General features: G+C 61.3%; 14 protein-coding genes. 3 read left to right on the top strand and 11 right to left on the bottom strand.

Annotated features, from left to right (window positions below; all coding sequences use genetic code 11):
• Positions 1-8: 8 nt before the first annotated feature.
• Together QD461_RS01600 and QD461_RS01595 are read right to left on the bottom strand one after the other, a co-directional pair.
• Entirely contained in the window at positions 9-1,355 is a 1,347-nt protein-coding gene (locus QD461_RS01600) for an LLM class flavin-dependent oxidoreductase (RefSeq protein WP_414086181.1), read from the bottom strand.
• A gap of 137 nt (positions 1,356-1,492) precedes the next feature.
• Positions 1,493-2,404 (bottom strand): LysR family transcriptional regulator, encoded by a 912-nt coding sequence (locus QD461_RS01595; RefSeq protein WP_414086180.1) that lies wholly within the window; start codon positions 2,402-2,404, stop codon positions 1,493-1,495.
• A gap of 121 nt (positions 2,405-2,525) precedes the next feature.
• Between QD461_RS01595 and QD461_RS01590 the strand changes: the two genes are divergently transcribed.
• The 3 genes from QD461_RS01590 to QD461_RS01580 all read left to right on the top strand — a co-directional run bounded on the left by QD461_RS01590 (position 2,526) and on the right by QD461_RS01580 (position 5,615).
• A complete protein-coding gene (locus tag QD461_RS01590) occupies positions 2,526-3,266 on the top strand; it encodes an SDR family oxidoreductase (protein WP_414086179.1) in 741 nt (246 codons plus the stop codon).
• A 79-nt stretch (positions 3,267-3,345) separates the two neighbouring features.
• Positions 3,346-4,248: an SDR family oxidoreductase gene (locus tag QD461_RS01585; protein WP_414086178.1), complete on the top strand. Its 903-nt coding sequence runs from the start codon at positions 3,346-3,348 to the stop codon at positions 4,246-4,248.
• 155 nt (positions 4,249-4,403) lie between these two features.
• The gene (locus QD461_RS01580; RefSeq protein ID WP_199148074.1) at positions 4,404-5,615 is read left to right on the top strand and encodes an adenylate/guanylate cyclase domain-containing protein; all 1,212 of its coding nucleotides are present in this window, start codon (positions 4,404-4,406) and stop codon (positions 5,613-5,615) included.
• Positions 5,616-5,640: 25 nt separating this feature from the next.
• Here QD461_RS01580 and QD461_RS01575 read toward each other — a convergent pair whose 3' ends face one another.
• From QD461_RS01575 to QD461_RS01535, 9 genes are all read right to left on the bottom strand, one after another.
• Positions 5,641-6,087 (bottom strand): VOC family protein, encoded by a 447-nt coding sequence (locus QD461_RS01575; RefSeq protein ID WP_414086177.1) that lies wholly within the window; start codon positions 6,085-6,087, stop codon positions 5,641-5,643.
• 97 nt (positions 6,088-6,184) lie between these two features.
• The gene (locus QD461_RS01570; RefSeq protein WP_414086176.1) at positions 6,185-8,152 is read right to left on the bottom strand and encodes a 3-hydroxyacyl-CoA dehydrogenase NAD-binding domain-containing protein; all 1,968 of its coding nucleotides are present in this window, start codon (positions 8,150-8,152) and stop codon (positions 6,185-6,187) included.
• 123 nt (positions 8,153-8,275) lie between these two features.
• On the bottom strand, positions 8,276-8,671 hold the full coding sequence (locus tag QD461_RS01565) for a RidA family protein (protein ID WP_184702818.1): 396 nt from the start codon (positions 8,669-8,671) through the stop codon (positions 8,276-8,278).
• Complete coding sequence (locus QD461_RS01560) at positions 8,649-9,080, bottom strand: acyl-CoA thioesterase (RefSeq protein WP_414086175.1); 432 nt, start codon at positions 9,078-9,080, stop codon at positions 8,649-8,651. Before QD461_RS01560 ends, QD461_RS01565 begins: the two co-directional genes overlap by 23 nt.
• A gap of 8 nt (positions 9,081-9,088) precedes the next feature.
• Entirely contained in the window at positions 9,089-10,270 is a 1,182-nt protein-coding gene (locus QD461_RS01555) for an acyl-CoA dehydrogenase (protein ID WP_414086174.1), read from the bottom strand.
• 114 nt (positions 10,271-10,384) lie between these two features.
• Complete coding sequence (locus QD461_RS01550; RefSeq protein WP_414086173.1) at positions 10,385-11,563, bottom strand: acyl-CoA dehydrogenase family protein; 1,179 nt, start codon at positions 11,561-11,563, stop codon at positions 10,385-10,387.
• A gap of 4 nt (positions 11,564-11,567) precedes the next feature.
• Positions 11,568-12,419, bottom strand: coding sequence for an enoyl-CoA hydratase family protein (locus tag QD461_RS01545; protein WP_414086172.1), 852 nt, complete (start codon positions 12,417-12,419; stop codon positions 11,568-11,570).
• 5 nt (positions 12,420-12,424) lie between these two features.
• Positions 12,425-13,204, bottom strand: coding sequence for an SDR family NAD(P)-dependent oxidoreductase (locus QD461_RS01540; RefSeq protein WP_414086171.1), 780 nt, complete (start codon positions 13,202-13,204; stop codon positions 12,425-12,427).
• Between the two features lie 7 nt (positions 13,205-13,211).
• Positions 13,212-15,530, bottom strand: a complete 2,319-nt coding sequence (locus QD461_RS01535) for a bifunctional salicylyl-CoA 5-hydroxylase/oxidoreductase (protein WP_414086170.1) — start codon at positions 15,528-15,530, stop codon at positions 13,212-13,214.
• Positions 15,531-15,715 lie beyond the last annotated feature (185 nt).

The following is a 15,715-nucleotide window of genomic DNA, read 5'->3' as shown; positions in this document are numbered from 1 at the left end:
GTGGGCTCTTATTGCGCGGCTTCAGCGGTAGCCTTGAAGAAGCGGTTTTCCGGGCGCGGCAGGCCGAGGTGTTCGCGCAAAGTCGTGCCTTCGTATTCGCGGCGGAAGATGCCGCGGCGCTGAAGCTCTGGAACAAGACGGGTCGTCACGTCAAGCAGGCCTTGCGGCAGGAAGGGGAAGACGACGTTGAAACCGTCGGAGCCTTCCTCGTGCAGCCATTGCTCCATCTCGTCTGCAATGCTCTGCGGCGTGCCGACGAAGGCAAGGCCGGCATAGCCGCCGAGGCGCTGGGCAAGCTGACGCACGGTGAGTTTTTCGGCTTCGGCAAGGGCGATGACCCGTTCGCGGCCGCTCTTGCTGGCATTGGTTTCCGGCGTTTCCGGCAGGGGAGCATCCGGATCGAACTTGGAAGCATCGTGCCCCAACGCGATCGAGAGCGACGCGATGGCGCTATCGTAATGGACGAGGCTATCGAGCTTTGCGCGTTTCGCCTTTGCTTCCTCAATCGTATCGCCGACGACGATGAAGGCGGCGGGCAGGATCTTCAGGTGATCCGGGTTGCGGCCGATTGCCTTCATCCGCCCCTTGATATCGGCGAAGATCGACTTGCCGTCTGCGAGATTGCGAGGTGCTGCAAAGACCGCTTCCGCCGTTTCGGCGGCGAGTTGGCGACCGGCGTCGGATTGTCCTGCCTGAACGATGACGGGCCAGCCCTGCGGCGGGCGAGCGATGTTGAGCGGACCACGAACGCTGAGTTCCTCGCCCTTGTGCCCAAGCACATGCATCCGCTCGGGATCGAGGAAGATGCCGCTCTCGGGATCGCGGATGAAGGCGTCGTCGGCAAAACTGTCCCAGAGGCCGGTAACGACATCGTAGAATTCGCGGGCGCGATGGTAGCGCTCGCCGTGCTCCATATGTTCTTCCAGTCCGAAGTTAAGTGCCGCGTCGGGATTGGATGTGGTGACGATGTTCCAGCCGGCGCGGCCGCCACTGATGTGATCGAGCGAGGCGAAACGGCGAGCAATGTGATAGGGGAGGTCGAAGGTCGTCGAGGCGGTGGCGACCAGACCGATCCTGTCGGTGACGGCGGCGAGCGCCGAAAGCAGGGTGAATGGTTCGAAGGACGTAACGGTGTGGCTGCGTTTCAGCGCCTCGATCGGCATGTTGAGAACGGCCAGATGATCGGCCATGAAGAAGGCATCGAATTTCGCCTTTTCCAGCTCCTGCGCGAAGCTCTTTATATGCTGGAAATTGAAGTTGGCGTCCGGATAGGCGCCGGGATAACGCCAGGCACCGGTATGCAGGCTGACGGGACGCATGAAGGCCCCGAGCTTCAATTGCTTCTGTTCGGTCATCGGCTCTCTCTCGAAAATCGTCAGGCTGTCACGATGTCCAAACGGCATCGCGAGCTGGATAATGCACTACGACGTAGGCGTGCCTCCCGCGCATTCAAAGAGCCGATTTCATTTATTTGATTGCTTTCATGGAATATTCATCCGGCCTCGGTCTCGGCGCCGTTCTGTCCGGCAAAAACCTTGGCGAGCCAATCTACGAAGACGCGAACTCGGGGCGAAAGCTGGCGGTTGTGCGGATAGAGCATGGAAACAGGCGTTCTTGTTGGCGGATATTGCTTGAGGACGTGCAGCAATTCGCCCGATCGTAATGCTTCCTCGGCGTGGTAGCGCGGAACCTGGATCAGGCCGAGGCCGAGCTTGGCGGCGGCGAAATAGCTCTCGGCTGCGTTGACGGAAATGGTGGCCGGCAGGGTGATCTCGCGCACCGCGCCGTCGATCTGGAATTCCAGCGGCAGGAGCCCGCCCGTCGCGGAGGAGCGGAAGCCGATCATGCGGTGGCCGTCTAGCTTCTCAGGGTGGGCCGGCATGCCGAAGCGCTCGATGTAAGTAGGCGCGGCAAGCGTCACTTCCTCCAACATGGCGACACGACGACCGATCATGTCGCTGTCTTGCAGCGCGCCAACGCGCAGCACGCAATCGATCCCTTCGCGGATCAGATCGACGAACCGGTCGCCTTCGGTGATCTGCAGTTCTATGTCGGGATAGGTTTCGAGGAAGGAGGGCAGGTTCGGCAGCACGAAATGCCGGGCAAGCGTGCCATGCACGTCGACGCGCAACACCCCCTTCGGTTTGGCGCCGGCAAAGGCGCCTTCCGCATCCTCGATGTCGGAGAGGATGCGCAGGCAGCGCTGGTAATAGGCTTCTCCATCGAGCGTCGGGCTTACATGCCGCGTCGTGCGCTGTAGCAGGCGCACGCCGAGACGGGCCTCGACCCGCTTGATGGCATCCGTCACCGTCGAGCGGGGCAGGCCGGTATCTTCCGCCGCCAGCGTGAAGCTGCGCCGTTCCACGACCCGGCAGAACACCCGCATGGCATCGAATCTGTCCATCTTTTTGTTCGCCAATTTCGGATAGTGATGCCAATTAATGGCCGATTATCCGCCATATAAAAAGGGGCATCTTCTCCTCATCGAAACGCGCTACGGCGCAGAGCAACGAAGGATGAGGAAAATGAGTAGCAATTCCAAAAAGGTAGCGATCGTCACTGGCGCATCGCGCGGTATCGGCGCCGCCATTGCCGAGCGGCTGGTCGAGGATGGCTTCACCGTCGTCATCAACTATTCCGACAGCCAGGCCGCCGCCGAGGAACTTGCTCGCAAGATCGAGGAGAAAGGCGGCAAGGCCCTGACCGCGAAGGCCGATGTTTCCGATGTCGACGCCGTGCGCCGCATGTTCGATACGGCCGAGGCAGCCTTTGGCGGTGTCGATGTCCTCGTCAACAATGCCGGCATCATGCAGCTTGCCAAGATCGCCGATGCCGACGACGCTCATTTCGACCGCCACATCGCCATCAACCTCAAGGGCACGTTCAACACGCTGCGCGAGGCCGGCAAGCGGCTGCGCGATGGCGGCCGCATCGTCAACTTTTCGACCAGCATCGTCGGCCTGAAACTCGAAACTTACGGTGTCTATGCGGCAACCAAGGCCGGCGTTGAGGCGCTCACCGGCATCATGGCGAAGGAACTGCGCGGCCGCTCGATCTCAGTCAATGCCGTCGCTCCCGGCCCGACGGCCACGGATCTCTTCCTCAACGGCAAAAGCGATGAACTCATCGACCGCATGGCCAAGATGAACCCGCTGGAACGTCTCGGCACGCCGCAGGATATCGCCGCTACTGTTTCCTTCCTCGTCGGCCCGGATGGAGGCTGGATCAACGGCCAGACGCTGCGCGCCAATGGCGGCATGATCTGAGCCAACCTAGTGGCAGGGCAATGCCTGCCGGCCTCCAACCCATCGCGAAAAGCAGCCAATCCAGCAAAGGAATAGGATCATGAGCAAGCAAGTCATTGTCATCACTGGCGCGTCGAGCGGCTTCGGCGCTCTGACGGCACGCGCTCTCGCCAAGGCAGGGCATACTGTCTATGCGGGCATCCGCGAAACCAAGGGACGCAATGCGGCGCAGGTTGCGGCGGCAGCGGCATTTGCCGCAGAGAACGGCGTCGATCTCAGGACCGTCGAACTTGATGTCGCCTCGGATGCCTCCGTCGATGCCGGCATTGGCGCCGTCATCGCCGAGCAGGGCCGCATCGATACCGTCATTCACAATGCCGGCCACATGTCCTTCGGCCCGGCAGAGGCATTCATGCCGGAGCAGTTCGCCGAACTCTACGACATCAATGTGCTCAGCACCCAGCGTGTCAATCGAGCCGTGCTGCCCCATATGCGCAAGGAAGGGAAGGGGCTGGTCGTCTGGGTTTCCTCGTCCAGCACCCGTGGTGGCACGCCGCCCTATCTCTCGCCTTACTTCGCAGCCAAGGCGGCGATGGATTCGCTTGCCGTCTCCTACGCTTCGGAGCTGGCCCGTTGGGGCATCGAGACCGCCATCATCGTGCCCGGCGCCTTCACCAAAGGCACCAACCACTTTGCCCATTCCGGTTCGCCGGCAGACAAGGCCCGTGCCGCTGAATACGACAACGGCCCATATGCCGACGTTCCTGACCAGGCATTGAAAGGGCTAGCCTCACTGGAACCGGCGGATGCCGATGCCGCTTCGGTGGCAACTGCAATCGTCGATGTAGTCGATATGCCATTTGGTAGGCGACCCTTCCGGACACATATCGATCCCTCTGGGGATGGTGCGGAAATCGTCAATGGCGTTGCCGACCGGGTGCGCGCAGAACTCTTCCGACGCATCGGTCTGGAGGATTTGCTGCGGCCCATCGTGAGGGGCTGAGACCTCGCCGCCACCTTCCAGCGTGTCAAATCGCCGCTTCTGTGCCACAGGAGCGGCAATGACTTACGTTCGTCGAGACTATTTTGTGCAGTACGGCATTCCAAGCCTTAGAGTTTCGTACTAAAGCGAATCCTTCATAGGGTCGGGAGATATCCATGGACGCGAAGGACATCGGCGAAATTGCCAGCTGGCTCATGCAGGCCGGTCTCAAGGGGATGGCGGAAGTCGATATCCTCTCGGGTTTCTGCGATCAGTGCTGCGCGCACGGCCTCAAGCTTGATCGCGCCATGGCGCTGATGGATACGTTGCATCCGGTCTATGAGGGTCGCGCCTTCCGTTGGGATGGCAACCAGGTGATCGAGCGCGAGTTCGAATATGGCCCGTCGCACCAGGGGATCGCCTCTGAAAACTGGGTCCGTTCGGCATTTTATCACATGCTGACGACGGGCGGAGACGAAGTGCGCCGGCGGATCGGCTTCGGTGAACCGACGGATTTCTTCGGGCTCGACAAGCTGAAGGAAGATGGGCACACCGATTATATCGCCATGGTGCATCGCTTCGAAGAGGGCGGCACGATCGGCGAGATGGACTGCTTCTACTCCAACTTCGCCACGGCAGCCGAAGTCGGGTTCCCGGAAGAAGATCTGCGTGTGCTGCGCAAGCTGACGCCGGCACTCGCGCTTGCCATCAAGTGCACCGGCATGAGCCGCATCGCCCGTACCATCGCCGAGGTCTATCTCGGCGAGGACGCTGCCAGGCATGTGCTTGAGGGCAAGATTACCCGAGGCAAGACCGAGCGGATTTCAGCGGCGCTCTGGTTTTCCGATCTCGCCAACTACACACGCATCTCCGATACCGCCGAGCCGGATGATATCATCCCGATGCTGAATGCCTATGCGGATGCGGTCATCTCATCGATCCATGAGGCGGGCGGCAATGTGTTGAAGCTGATCGGTGACGGCACACTGGCGATCTTCAAGGCGCGGAATTCCGCTGATGCCTGCGCCGCCGCCCTGATGGCGGAATCGCTGCTGCGTCAGCGGCTGCGCGACCTCAATTCGCAGCGGCAGATCGAGGGCAGGCCGGTGACGGATGTCTATCTCGGCCTGCATATCGGCGATGTCTTCTACGGCAATATCGGCAGCATGGACCGGCTCGATTTCACGGTCATCGGGCCTGCCGTCAACGAGGTCAGCCGCATCGCCTCGATGTGCCGTTCGGCCGATCGTAACATCCTGATGTCGTCGAATTTCGTCGAGGCGCTGTCGACCAACCGTGGCAACGATCTCGTCTCGGTCGGCCGCTACGCGCTTCGTGGGGTCAATCGGCCGCAAGAACTGTTCACGCTGCTGTCTTCGGCCGCCTGATACGCGAAAAGGGCGCTTTGCCTTCCTATCGAGCTTGGCTCAGTTCCTGGGCAAGTCCGATGAGAAGCCCTTCAGGCCCGCGGACGTAACAGAGCCGATAGATATTCTTGTAATCGACGACGTCGCCCACGAGTTGTGCGCCCTGCCTTCCGAGTCTTTCAAGCGTCTCGTCGATGTCATCAACGGTAAACATAGCGCGGAGGTAGCCGAGGGCGTTCACCGGGGCGTTGCGGTGATCTGCGACGACAGCCGGTCTGATGAAGCGGGAGAGTTCAAGCCGGCTGTGTCCGTCCGGCGTGCGCATCATGGCAATCTCGACATGCTGATCGCCCAGCCCCGTAACGCGTCCCGCCCATTCTCCCTCGATCGTGGCCCGCCCTTCGAGTTCAAGGCCGAGTTCGAGAAAGAAATCGATCGCCGCCCCGAGGTCTTCGACGACGATTCCGACATTGTCCATTCGCTGGAGTGCCATGTTGCCGATCTCCCAAGTGTTGTCGCACCCTACAGGGTGTTACCCGGCCGAACAACGGAGGATTGAATTGCCTCAAGCACCCGAGCTTATTCGTGTCTCAGCGACGGCCTGCAGCAAACATCGGGCCGCCCTTGTTCGAAGGGAAGCCGTAGCCGTTGATCATCACGAGATCGATGTCGCTCGCGCGGGCGGCAATGCCCTGTGAAAGCAGGGAGTTGCCCTCGTCGGTCATGGCCTTCAGCAGCCGGGCGACAATCTCTTCCGCCGTAAACTGCTTCGGCGCGATGCCTTTCTCCGCACGGGCGGCTTCAATCATGGCCGTCACGTCCGGATCGACAGTCCGCTTGCCGTCGGGATAGGCATACCAACCGCGACCGGTCTTCTGGCCGAAGCGTCCGGCTTCGCAGAGCCGATCAGGGATGACGACATAGCGTTCCGCAGGATCGCGAGTTGCTGCCTGCCGCTTGCGGCGTGCCCAGGCGATTTCCAGACCCGCCATGTCGAAGACGGCGAACGGCCCCATCGGAAAACCGTAGGCCTCCAGCGCCGCATCGATCTCCTGCGGTGAGGCGCCATCTTCGAGCATGTATTCGGCTTCGCGACGATAGGCGGAAAAGATGCTGTTGCCGATGAAGCCTTCGGTGACGCCGGAGACGATGGGCAGTTTGCCCAGCCGCTTTGCAAGCGCAAGGGCTGTCACCAGCACGTCAGGCGCCGTCTGCTTGCAGTTCACCACTTCAAGCAACCGCATGATATGCGCGGGCGAGAAGAAGTGCAGTCCGACGACACGTTCCGGCCGTGCAGTGGCGGCGGCGATGACATCCGGGTCGAGATAGCTGGTATTGGTGGCAAGGATGGCGTCGCCCCGAACGATCACATCGAGGCGCTGGAACAATTCCGTCTTGACGGTGAGATCGTCGAAGACGGCTTCGATGACGATGTCGGCTTGTGACAACTGCTGCATATCGGCCGTAACGGTCAAGCGGCCAACGCGGTCCTCGCGGCCAGCCGCATCGAGGCGGCCGGATTGTAAGGCCTTGTCGAGCAGGCCGATGATCCGTTCGCGGCCTTTTTCTGCAACTTCTGGGCTCTGTTCTACGCCGATGATGCGGTAGCCACCATTGAGTGCCGAAACGGCGATACCGGAGCCCATGAGACCTGTGCCGACGATGCCGATCGTTTCGATCTTGCGGGGAGCGACGGCCTCCAATCCCTCGACCTTGCCGGCTGCCCGCTCGGCGAAGAAGACGTGACGCAGGGCGGCCGCCTCTTCACTGTCGCGAAGCTCGACAAAGGTGCGGCGCTCTTCGGCCAAACCTTCTACCAAGGGTGCGGTAGCCGCCAGGCGAACGAGGCGGACTGCCTCGGAGGGGGCGCGCTGGCCGCGGGCCTTGCGGGATGCATCCGCTGTGGCCTTGTCGACGGCTTCTGTCGTTTCCGAAGGCACCGACAAATGGCCGGTGCGGCGCAGGCTGGATGCATTGGCAACCTTGACATCCGCGATAGCATCGGCAAGTAGAGCATCGCCGGATACGCCATCGACAATACCGAGTTTGAGGGCTTCTGCGGCGGAGACCATGCGTCCGCTCGCGATCACGTCAATGGCCGCGGCGATACCGATCAGGCGGGGCAGGCGTTGCGTGCCGCCGGCGCCGGGAACGATACCAAGCTTGACCTCAGGCAGTCCGAGCTTGGATGACGGGGCAGCATGGCGGCGATGGCAGGCAAGCGCCACTTCCAGGCCGCCGCCGAGCGCCGCGCCATTGATGGCTGCGGCAACGGGTTTGGCAAAGGTTTCGATGCGCGAGATGACATCGGGCAGCAGCGGTTCGACTGGCGGCTTGCCGAATTCCTTGATGTCGGCACCGCCGACGAAGGTGCTGCCTGCGCCGGTCAGGACGATGCCCGCAACTGCGCCGTCCGTCTCCGCATGATCGAGGGCGGTCATCAGGCCTGCTCTCACATCGGCGGAGAGCGCGTTGACGGGTGCGTTGTCTATGGTGACGACGAGGATGCCATCGGCGAGCGCCGCCGAGATGGTGTCCGAAAAGCGCAATGCCGACATGATCTTGACCGCCTGTCTGGAGAGTTTTCATGCTTCTTCGAAACGCAAAAGCTCTCTGTCTCTTTGTTTCTGCGCATTCCGGACGAAAAACCGCTGCGCACTTTTCCTGGAATTGCTCCGCCGTTATTCCGGAATGACGGCCGTCGCCTGGATCTCGATCTTGGCGCGATCCTCGACGAGAGCAACGACTTGCACGGCCGCCATGGCCGGGAAATGGCGGCCGATGGTTTCGCGATAAGCCTGGCCGAGACCCTTCAAATTGCCGAGATATTCCTGCTTGTCGGTAAAATACCAGGTCATCGAGGTGATGTGCTTCGGCTCCGCGCCGCCCTCGGCGAGGATGGCGACGACATTCTTCAGCGTCTGGCGTACCTGATCGACGAAATCGTCGCTTTCGAACTCGCAGGCGGCATTCCAGCCGATCTGGCCGCCGACGAACACCGTGCGGCCTGTCGCCGCTATACCGTTAGCATAGCCGATCGGCTTGGCCCAGCCTTCAGGTTGCAGGATGGTGTGCATCGGGCATCTCCAGATGAGAGGTCAGCGCGGCGCGGATGTCGTCCGGCCATGCGTATGATTGATTGTTGTCGAGCGAGGTGGCGACGACACGGTGCTTGGCCGTCCACAGCACCTGGCCGTTCGCCGAGACCTGATGCTCCAGATCGAGCGAGGAACGACCGATGCCGCGGACGACAAGCACGAATTCCAGTTCGTCGCCTTGCAGGCCCGGCTTCATGAAGGTTAGATCGAGCCGCACGGTGGGGACACCGATGCGACGGTGGTCGATCAATCGCCTCCAGGGAAAGCCGAGCGAAGCAAAGTAGTCTTCCAGAACCCCGACTAGGATGTTCAGATAGGAGGGGAAGTATGCGATCCCAGAAGGATCGCAATCTCCGAAACGCAGGGGTCTGGTGGTCTTAAACGCCAAAGCGGGCCTCAGTTCGAAAAGGCGGCGATGCCGGTGATGGCGCGGCCGAGGATGAGGGCGTGGATGTCATGCGTGCCCTCATAGGTGTTGACCACCTCGAGGTTGACGAGGTGACGCGCGATGCCGAATTCGTCCGAGATACCGTTACCACCCAGCATGTCGCGGGCAGCGCGGGCGATATCCAGCGCCTTGCCGCAACTATTGCGCTTGAGGATCGAGGTCAGCTCGACGGGCGGATGACCCTCTTCCTTCATGCGGCCAAGGCGCAGGCAGCCCTGCAGGCCGAGCGTGATCTCGGTGACCATATCGGCGAGCTTCTTCTGGATGAGCTGGTTGGCGGCAAGTGGCCGGCCGAACTGCTTGCGGTCGAGCACATATTGCCGCGCCTTGGCATAGCAATCCTCGGCCGCACCAAGCGCTCCCCATGCAATGCCGAAGCGCGCCGAGTTGAGGCAGGTGAAGGGCCCCTTGAGACCGGATACGTTCGGTAGCAGGTTTTCCTCGGGCACGAACACATTGTCCATGACAACTTCGCCCGTTATCGAGGCGCGCAGGCCGACCTTGCCGTGGATCGCGGGTGCAGACAGACCCTTCCAGCCCTTTTCGAGGATGAAGCCGCGGATGAGGCCATCTTCCGTCTTGGCCCAGACGACGAAGACATCGGCGATCGGTGCGTTGGAGATCCAGGTCTTGGCACCCGTCAGGCTATAGCCGCCATCGACCTTCTTTGCCCGCGTGACCATCGAGCCCGGGTCGGAGCCGTGGTTCGGTTCGGTGAGACCGAAGCAGCCGATCCATTCGCCGCTTGCGAGCTTCGGCAGATACTTCTGCTTCTGCGCTTCCGAGCCGAAAGCATCGATCGGCACCATCACGAGCGAGGACTGAACGCTCATCATCGAGCGATAACCGCTGTCGACGCGCTCGACTTCGCGGGCGATCAGGCCGTAGGCGACATAACCGAGACCGGCTCCGCCATATTCCGGAGCAATTGTCGGGCCGAGCAGGCCGAGTTCGCCCATTTCGCGGAAGATCGTCGGATCGGTCTGTTCGTTGCGGAAGGCTTCGAGGACGCGGGGTGCGAGCTTTTCCTGCGCATAGGAATGCGCCGTTTCAAGCACCATGCGTTCGTCGTCGTTCAGCTGCTCCGTCAGGCGGAATGGATCCGCCCAGTCGAAAATCTCGCGGCTCATGCTCTTATCTCCCATTGGAGCGGTTCGGTGGCTTTCAAAAGCACTGAACCGCTCAATTTCCTTGTTCATGCAGTTCCGGACGGAAAATTGCAGCGCAATTCTCCTGGAACTGCTCTAGGTCTTCAGAAGTTCGCGCGCAACGATGAGTTTTTGAACTTCAGTCGCACCTTCATAGATGCGGAGTGCGCGGATTTCCCGATAAAGCTTCTCTGTTATCTCGCCAGACCGCACGCCGCGCCCGCCAAAGAGCTGGACGGCGCGATCGATGACGCTTTGCGCGGTTTCTGTCGCTGTCATCTTGGCCATGGCCGCTTCGCGCGTCGTCGGCAAGTGTTGAACATCGCGGCGCCAGGCGGCGCGGTAGGTCAGCAATGCTGCCGCGTCGATGCCGGTCGCCATGTCGCCGAGGGCGGCCTGGGTCAGTTGCAGGTCGGCCAGCGTGGCGCCGAACATCGGGCGGGCGCGAACATGGGCGAGCGATTCATCCAGCGCGCGGCGGGCAAAGCCAAGGCTTGCGGCGGCGACCGAGGCGCGGAAGATATCGAGCGTGCGCATGGCGATCTTGAAGCCTTCGCCCGGTGCGCCAAGGCGGCGCGACGCGGGAATGCGGCAATTGTCGAAGCGGATTGTTGCCAAAGGATGCGGTGCGATCACCTCAATACGTTCGGCAATCGAGAAGCCGGGATCGTCGGCGAAGACGACGAAAGCGGAAATGCCGCGGGTGCCCGGCGCTTCGCCGGTGCGCGCGAAGACGGTATAGACGTCAGCGATGCCGCCGTTCGAAATCCAGGTCTTCTCGCCGTCGAGAACATAATGATCGCCGTCGAGACGGGCGGCGCAGCTCATCGCGGCCACATCGGAGCCGGCATCTTTTTCGGAAAGCGCGAAAGCGGCAAGCCAGTCTCCCGATCGCACCTTGGGCAGAACAGCCGAGCGCAATTCAGGCGAGCCAGACAAGCCGATGGCTCCCGTGCCGAGCCCCTGCATGGCAAAGGCGAAATCGGCAAGGCCGTCATGCCAGGCGAGCGTTTCGCGGGCGAGGCAGACCATGCGGGAATCGATCAGGGGCTCACTATCGGAGGACCCGGTTGCGGCGGTCAGAAGCCCGGCTTCGCCCAGCGCCTTGACCAGCTTCCGGCACGCAGCATCGACATCGGCGTGATCAATCGAAGCCATGACACCAGATTTTGCGAAAGCATCGACTTGCGTAGCGTAGCGATGATGACGCTCTTCGAAGAACGGCCAATCCAGATGATCGCGTGTCGGGCCGGAGAGGCTGCTTGCCGTGGACATCAACTCAATCCCCCTGGAATTCCGGCCGACGCTTGGCGGCGAAGGCTTCGAAGGCTCGACGGAAATCCTGCGTCGCCATGCAGATCGCCTGCGCCTGCGCTTCGGATTCGATCATCTCTTCGATGCCCATGGCCCATTCCTGGTTCAGCATGGTCTTGGTCATTCCATGAGCGAACCACGGACCGTCGGCCAGCGAGCGGGCAAGCTTGACCGCTTCGCTTTCCAGATCGGCGTTGCTGTGCAGGCCGTTGTAGAAGCCCCAGGCCTGTCCTTCCGCTGCCGTCATCGAGCGGCCGGTATAGAGAAGCTCGGCGGCGCGGCCCTGGCCTATGATGCGAGGCAGGATGCCGCAAGCGCCCATATCGGCACCGGCGAGGCCAACACGGGTAAAGAGGAAGGCGGTCTTGGCTTCCGGCGTCGCAAGCCTGAGATCGGAGGCCATGGCGAGGATCGCACCGGCGCCGGCACAGATGCCGTCCACTGCCGTGATGATCGGCTGCGGGCATTTGCGCATCGCCTTGACGAGATCGCCGGTCATGCGCGTAAAGGCGAGAAGCTCGGGCATCGCCATGCGGGTCAGCGGTTCGATGATCTCGAACACGTCGCCGCCGGAGGAAAAATTGCCGCCGGCGCCGGTCAGCACGATGGCGCGGATATCGGATGCATAGGCGAGATCGCGGAAGAGATCGCGTAGCTCGGCATAGCTGTCGAAGGTCAGCGGGTTCTTACGTTCCGGACGGTTCAGCCGAATGGTGGCGACGCGGCCGTCTTCACTGACATCTAAGAGGAAATGCTCCGGCTTATAGTCTCTGAAGGGCTTCAGATGCCCTTTCATCGTCATGTCCCGATCGCTCATGGCGTTTAAATCTCCCCACCGGCAACCGCAATTGCCTGTCCATTGATCGATGCCGCGGCCGGCGATGCCAGCCAGAGCACGGTGTCGGCAACTTCCTCCGGCTTGATCAGCCGTCCCTGCGGATTGGACTTCGTGAACTCGGCAAGCGCCTGTTCGGGCGTGCGCCCGGTCTTGGCGACGATCGTTTCGATCGAGCGCTGAATGATAGGCGTATCGGTGAAGCCGGGGCAGACGGCATTGACTGTCATGCCGGTCTTGGCAAGCTCAAGCGCCAGCGAGCGCGTGAGGCCGACGACTCCATGCTTGGCGGCAACGTAAGCCGAGACGTAACCATAGCCCTTCAAGCCCGCCGTCGAGGCGATATTGATGATGCGCGCGCCGATGCCACGGGCTTTCAAGTCGGGAAGAACTGCCTGTGTCACAACGAAAACGCCCGTCAGATCGACCGATAAGACGTGGTTCCAGGCCTCAAGACTTGTCTTCTCGAACGGCGCGCTCGGCGCTTCGCCCGCATTGTTGACGAGAACGTCGACCGGGCCGAATTTTTCGCGTGCTTTGGCAAGGCCCTGGGCTACGGTTTCGGTGTTGGTGACATCGAACCCATCGACCACAAAAGCCTGAGCGCCGATGTCGGCGGCAACCGCCTCCAGCGGCTCCCTGCGGCGGCCGGCCAGACTGACACGTGCGCCTTCGGCGGTAAGCGCCCTGGCGATCGCGGCACCGATACCGCTGCCGGCCCCGGTGACGAGGGCGTGGCGGCCTGCAAGTTTGCCCGAACTCGTCATTTCATCCTCATTTCGCCGGCGTTGCCGTGGCTGCGCGGGCGAGATTGGTTTCGTACTGAAGCTTGCCGGAAACATATTGCTTCGGCCAGGGAATGGAAGTCAGCCCGATCTTGGCGGCCTCATGCAGCGACCAGGCCGGATCCGCCAGATGCGGGCGGGCGACGGCGCAGAGATCGGCGCGGCCAGCTGCGATGATCGAATTGGCATGGTCTGCCTCCGAGATCGCGCCTACGGCAATTGTCGGGATGCCGATCTCATTGCGGATCTTGTCGGAGAAGGGCGTCTGGAACAGGCGGCCATAAACGGGCTTTTCCTGCTTGGAGACCTGGCCCGAGGAGCAGTCGATCAGATCGGCGCCGGCTTCCTTGAACATGGCAGCGAAGATAGCCGCATCTTCCGGTGTATTGCCGCCATCGGTCCAGTCATGGCAGGAGAGGCGGACCGAGATCGGCTTGCCCGTCGGCCAGATCGCACGGATCGCGTGGAAAATTTCAAGTGGGTAGCGTGCGCGGTTTTCATGGCTGCCGCCATATTCGTCCTCGCGCAGATTGGTGAGCGGCGAGAGGAAGCTCGAAAGCAGGTAACCGTGGGCGCAGTGCAATTCCAGCCAGTCGGCGCCGGTCTCGACCGCCAGCTTGGCCGAGCGGATGAAATCGGCTTTGACGCGGTCCATGTCGGCGCGATCCATGGCCTTCGGCACCTGGCTGTTCTTGAGGTAGGGAACTGATGACGCCGAGATCAACGGCCACTCGCCTTCTGCGAGCGGCTGGTCGATGCCTTCCCAGGCGAGTTTCGTCGCGCCCTTGCGTCCGGCATGGCCGATCTGGATGCCGACCTTGGCGGCGCTGCTCGTATGAACGAAGTCGATGAGCCGCTTCCACTGCGCAGCCTGTTCCTCATTCCACAGGCCGAGGCAGCCAGGGGTGATGCGCGCATCCGGGGTGACGCAGGTCATTTCCGCAAAGATTAGGCCGGCACCGCCAAGGGCGCGCGAGCCGAGATGGATAATGTGGAAGTCGTTCATCACGCCATCCGTAGCCGAATACATCGCCATCGGCGAGACGACGATGCGGTTGACGAGTTGGACGTCGCGGAGGCGATAGGGCGTGAACATCGGCGGCAGGCAGCGGTCATTGCCGACGGCAAGGCCGGATTTTTCAGCGAACCAGCGCTCATAGCCTTCAAGCCAGGTCTTGTCGCGGAGCCGCAGATTTTCGTGGCTGATGCGCTGCGAGCGGGTGAGCATCGAATACATGAATTGCGGCGGCTCGAGCGTGTCGGCATAGCGGCGACCGACGACCTCGAACCATTCCATGGCATTGCGGGCGGCATTCTGGATGCGGGCGACGTCGACGCGGCGAATTTCCTCGTAGGTCTCGAGAACGACCGGGATCTTGTCCTTCTCGTGCCCGTGGATCTGGAACTGGCGGGTCAGCTCGATGGCGTCATCGATGGCGAGCTTGGTGCCGGAACCGATGGCGAAATGCGCGGTATGCGCCGCGTCACCCATCAGCACGACATGGGAGTTGCCGTTGAAATGGCTCCACTTGCCGCAGATCAGGCGGTTGAAATTCAGCCAAGCCGAGCCGCGGATATGGCGGGCATTGGTCATCAGCGACGAGCCTTCGAGCACTTCGGAGAACAGGTTTTCGCAGAAGGCGATAGAGCCATCCTGATCGACCTTATCGAGGCCGTGGGCGAGATAGGCTTCCTCGGTGGTTTCGACGATGAAGGTCGAGGTCTTGTCGTCGAACTTGTAGATATGCGCCTGGAACCAGCCGTGGTCGGTCTTGCGGAAATCGAAGGTGAAGGCGTCGAACAGCTTGTCTGTGCCCAGCCAGATATAGCGATTCGGCCGGGTGATCATGTCCGGCTGGAATACTTCCGGATAATGATTGCGAATGCGCGAATTGAGGCCATCCGAGCCGATGACCAGATCGGCGTCGGGGTAATCGAGATCGGAATTGACGTCGGTTTCGAAGATCAGCTCGACATCCAGCGCCTCGCAGCGTTTCTGCAGGATATTCAAAAGTTTCTTGCGGCCGATGCCGACGAAGCCGTGGCCCGATGTGCGCTGGCGCGTGCCCTTGAACAGGACTTCGATATCGTCCCAATGGTTGAAGGCATCCTCGATTTCGGCAGCGCTTTCGGGGTCCCATTCGCGCATCGAAACCATGGTCGCATCGGAGAAGACAACGCCCCAGCCGAAGGTATCGTAAGGGCGATTTCGCTCGACGACGCGGATCGAATGCTCGGGATGGAGTTTCTTCATCAGAAGCGCGAAGTAGAGCCCAGCCGGACCGCCGCCGATACAGACGATGCGCATCGCTTATCCCTCCTTTTGAAACCGTGGGGGTTCCGAAAAATTATTTAAGTTTAAAATATCTTGCCGGTCGCATTCGTCAAGATATCTCTTGTCTGAATCTCGTGATCATGCGGCCGCGCAGCGCTCTGGAAATCTCAAAATATCCTTTTGAATCAATCGGAAGCGGAAAATATTTTAGGCTTAAA

It is taken from the genome of Rhizobium sp. BR 314 (genome assembly GCF_047445805.1).
GTDB classification, from domain to species: domain Bacteria; phylum Pseudomonadota; class Alphaproteobacteria; order Rhizobiales; family Rhizobiaceae; genus Rhizobium; species Rhizobium lusitanum_B.
This window is presented reverse-complemented; position numbering and strand designations above follow the sequence as displayed.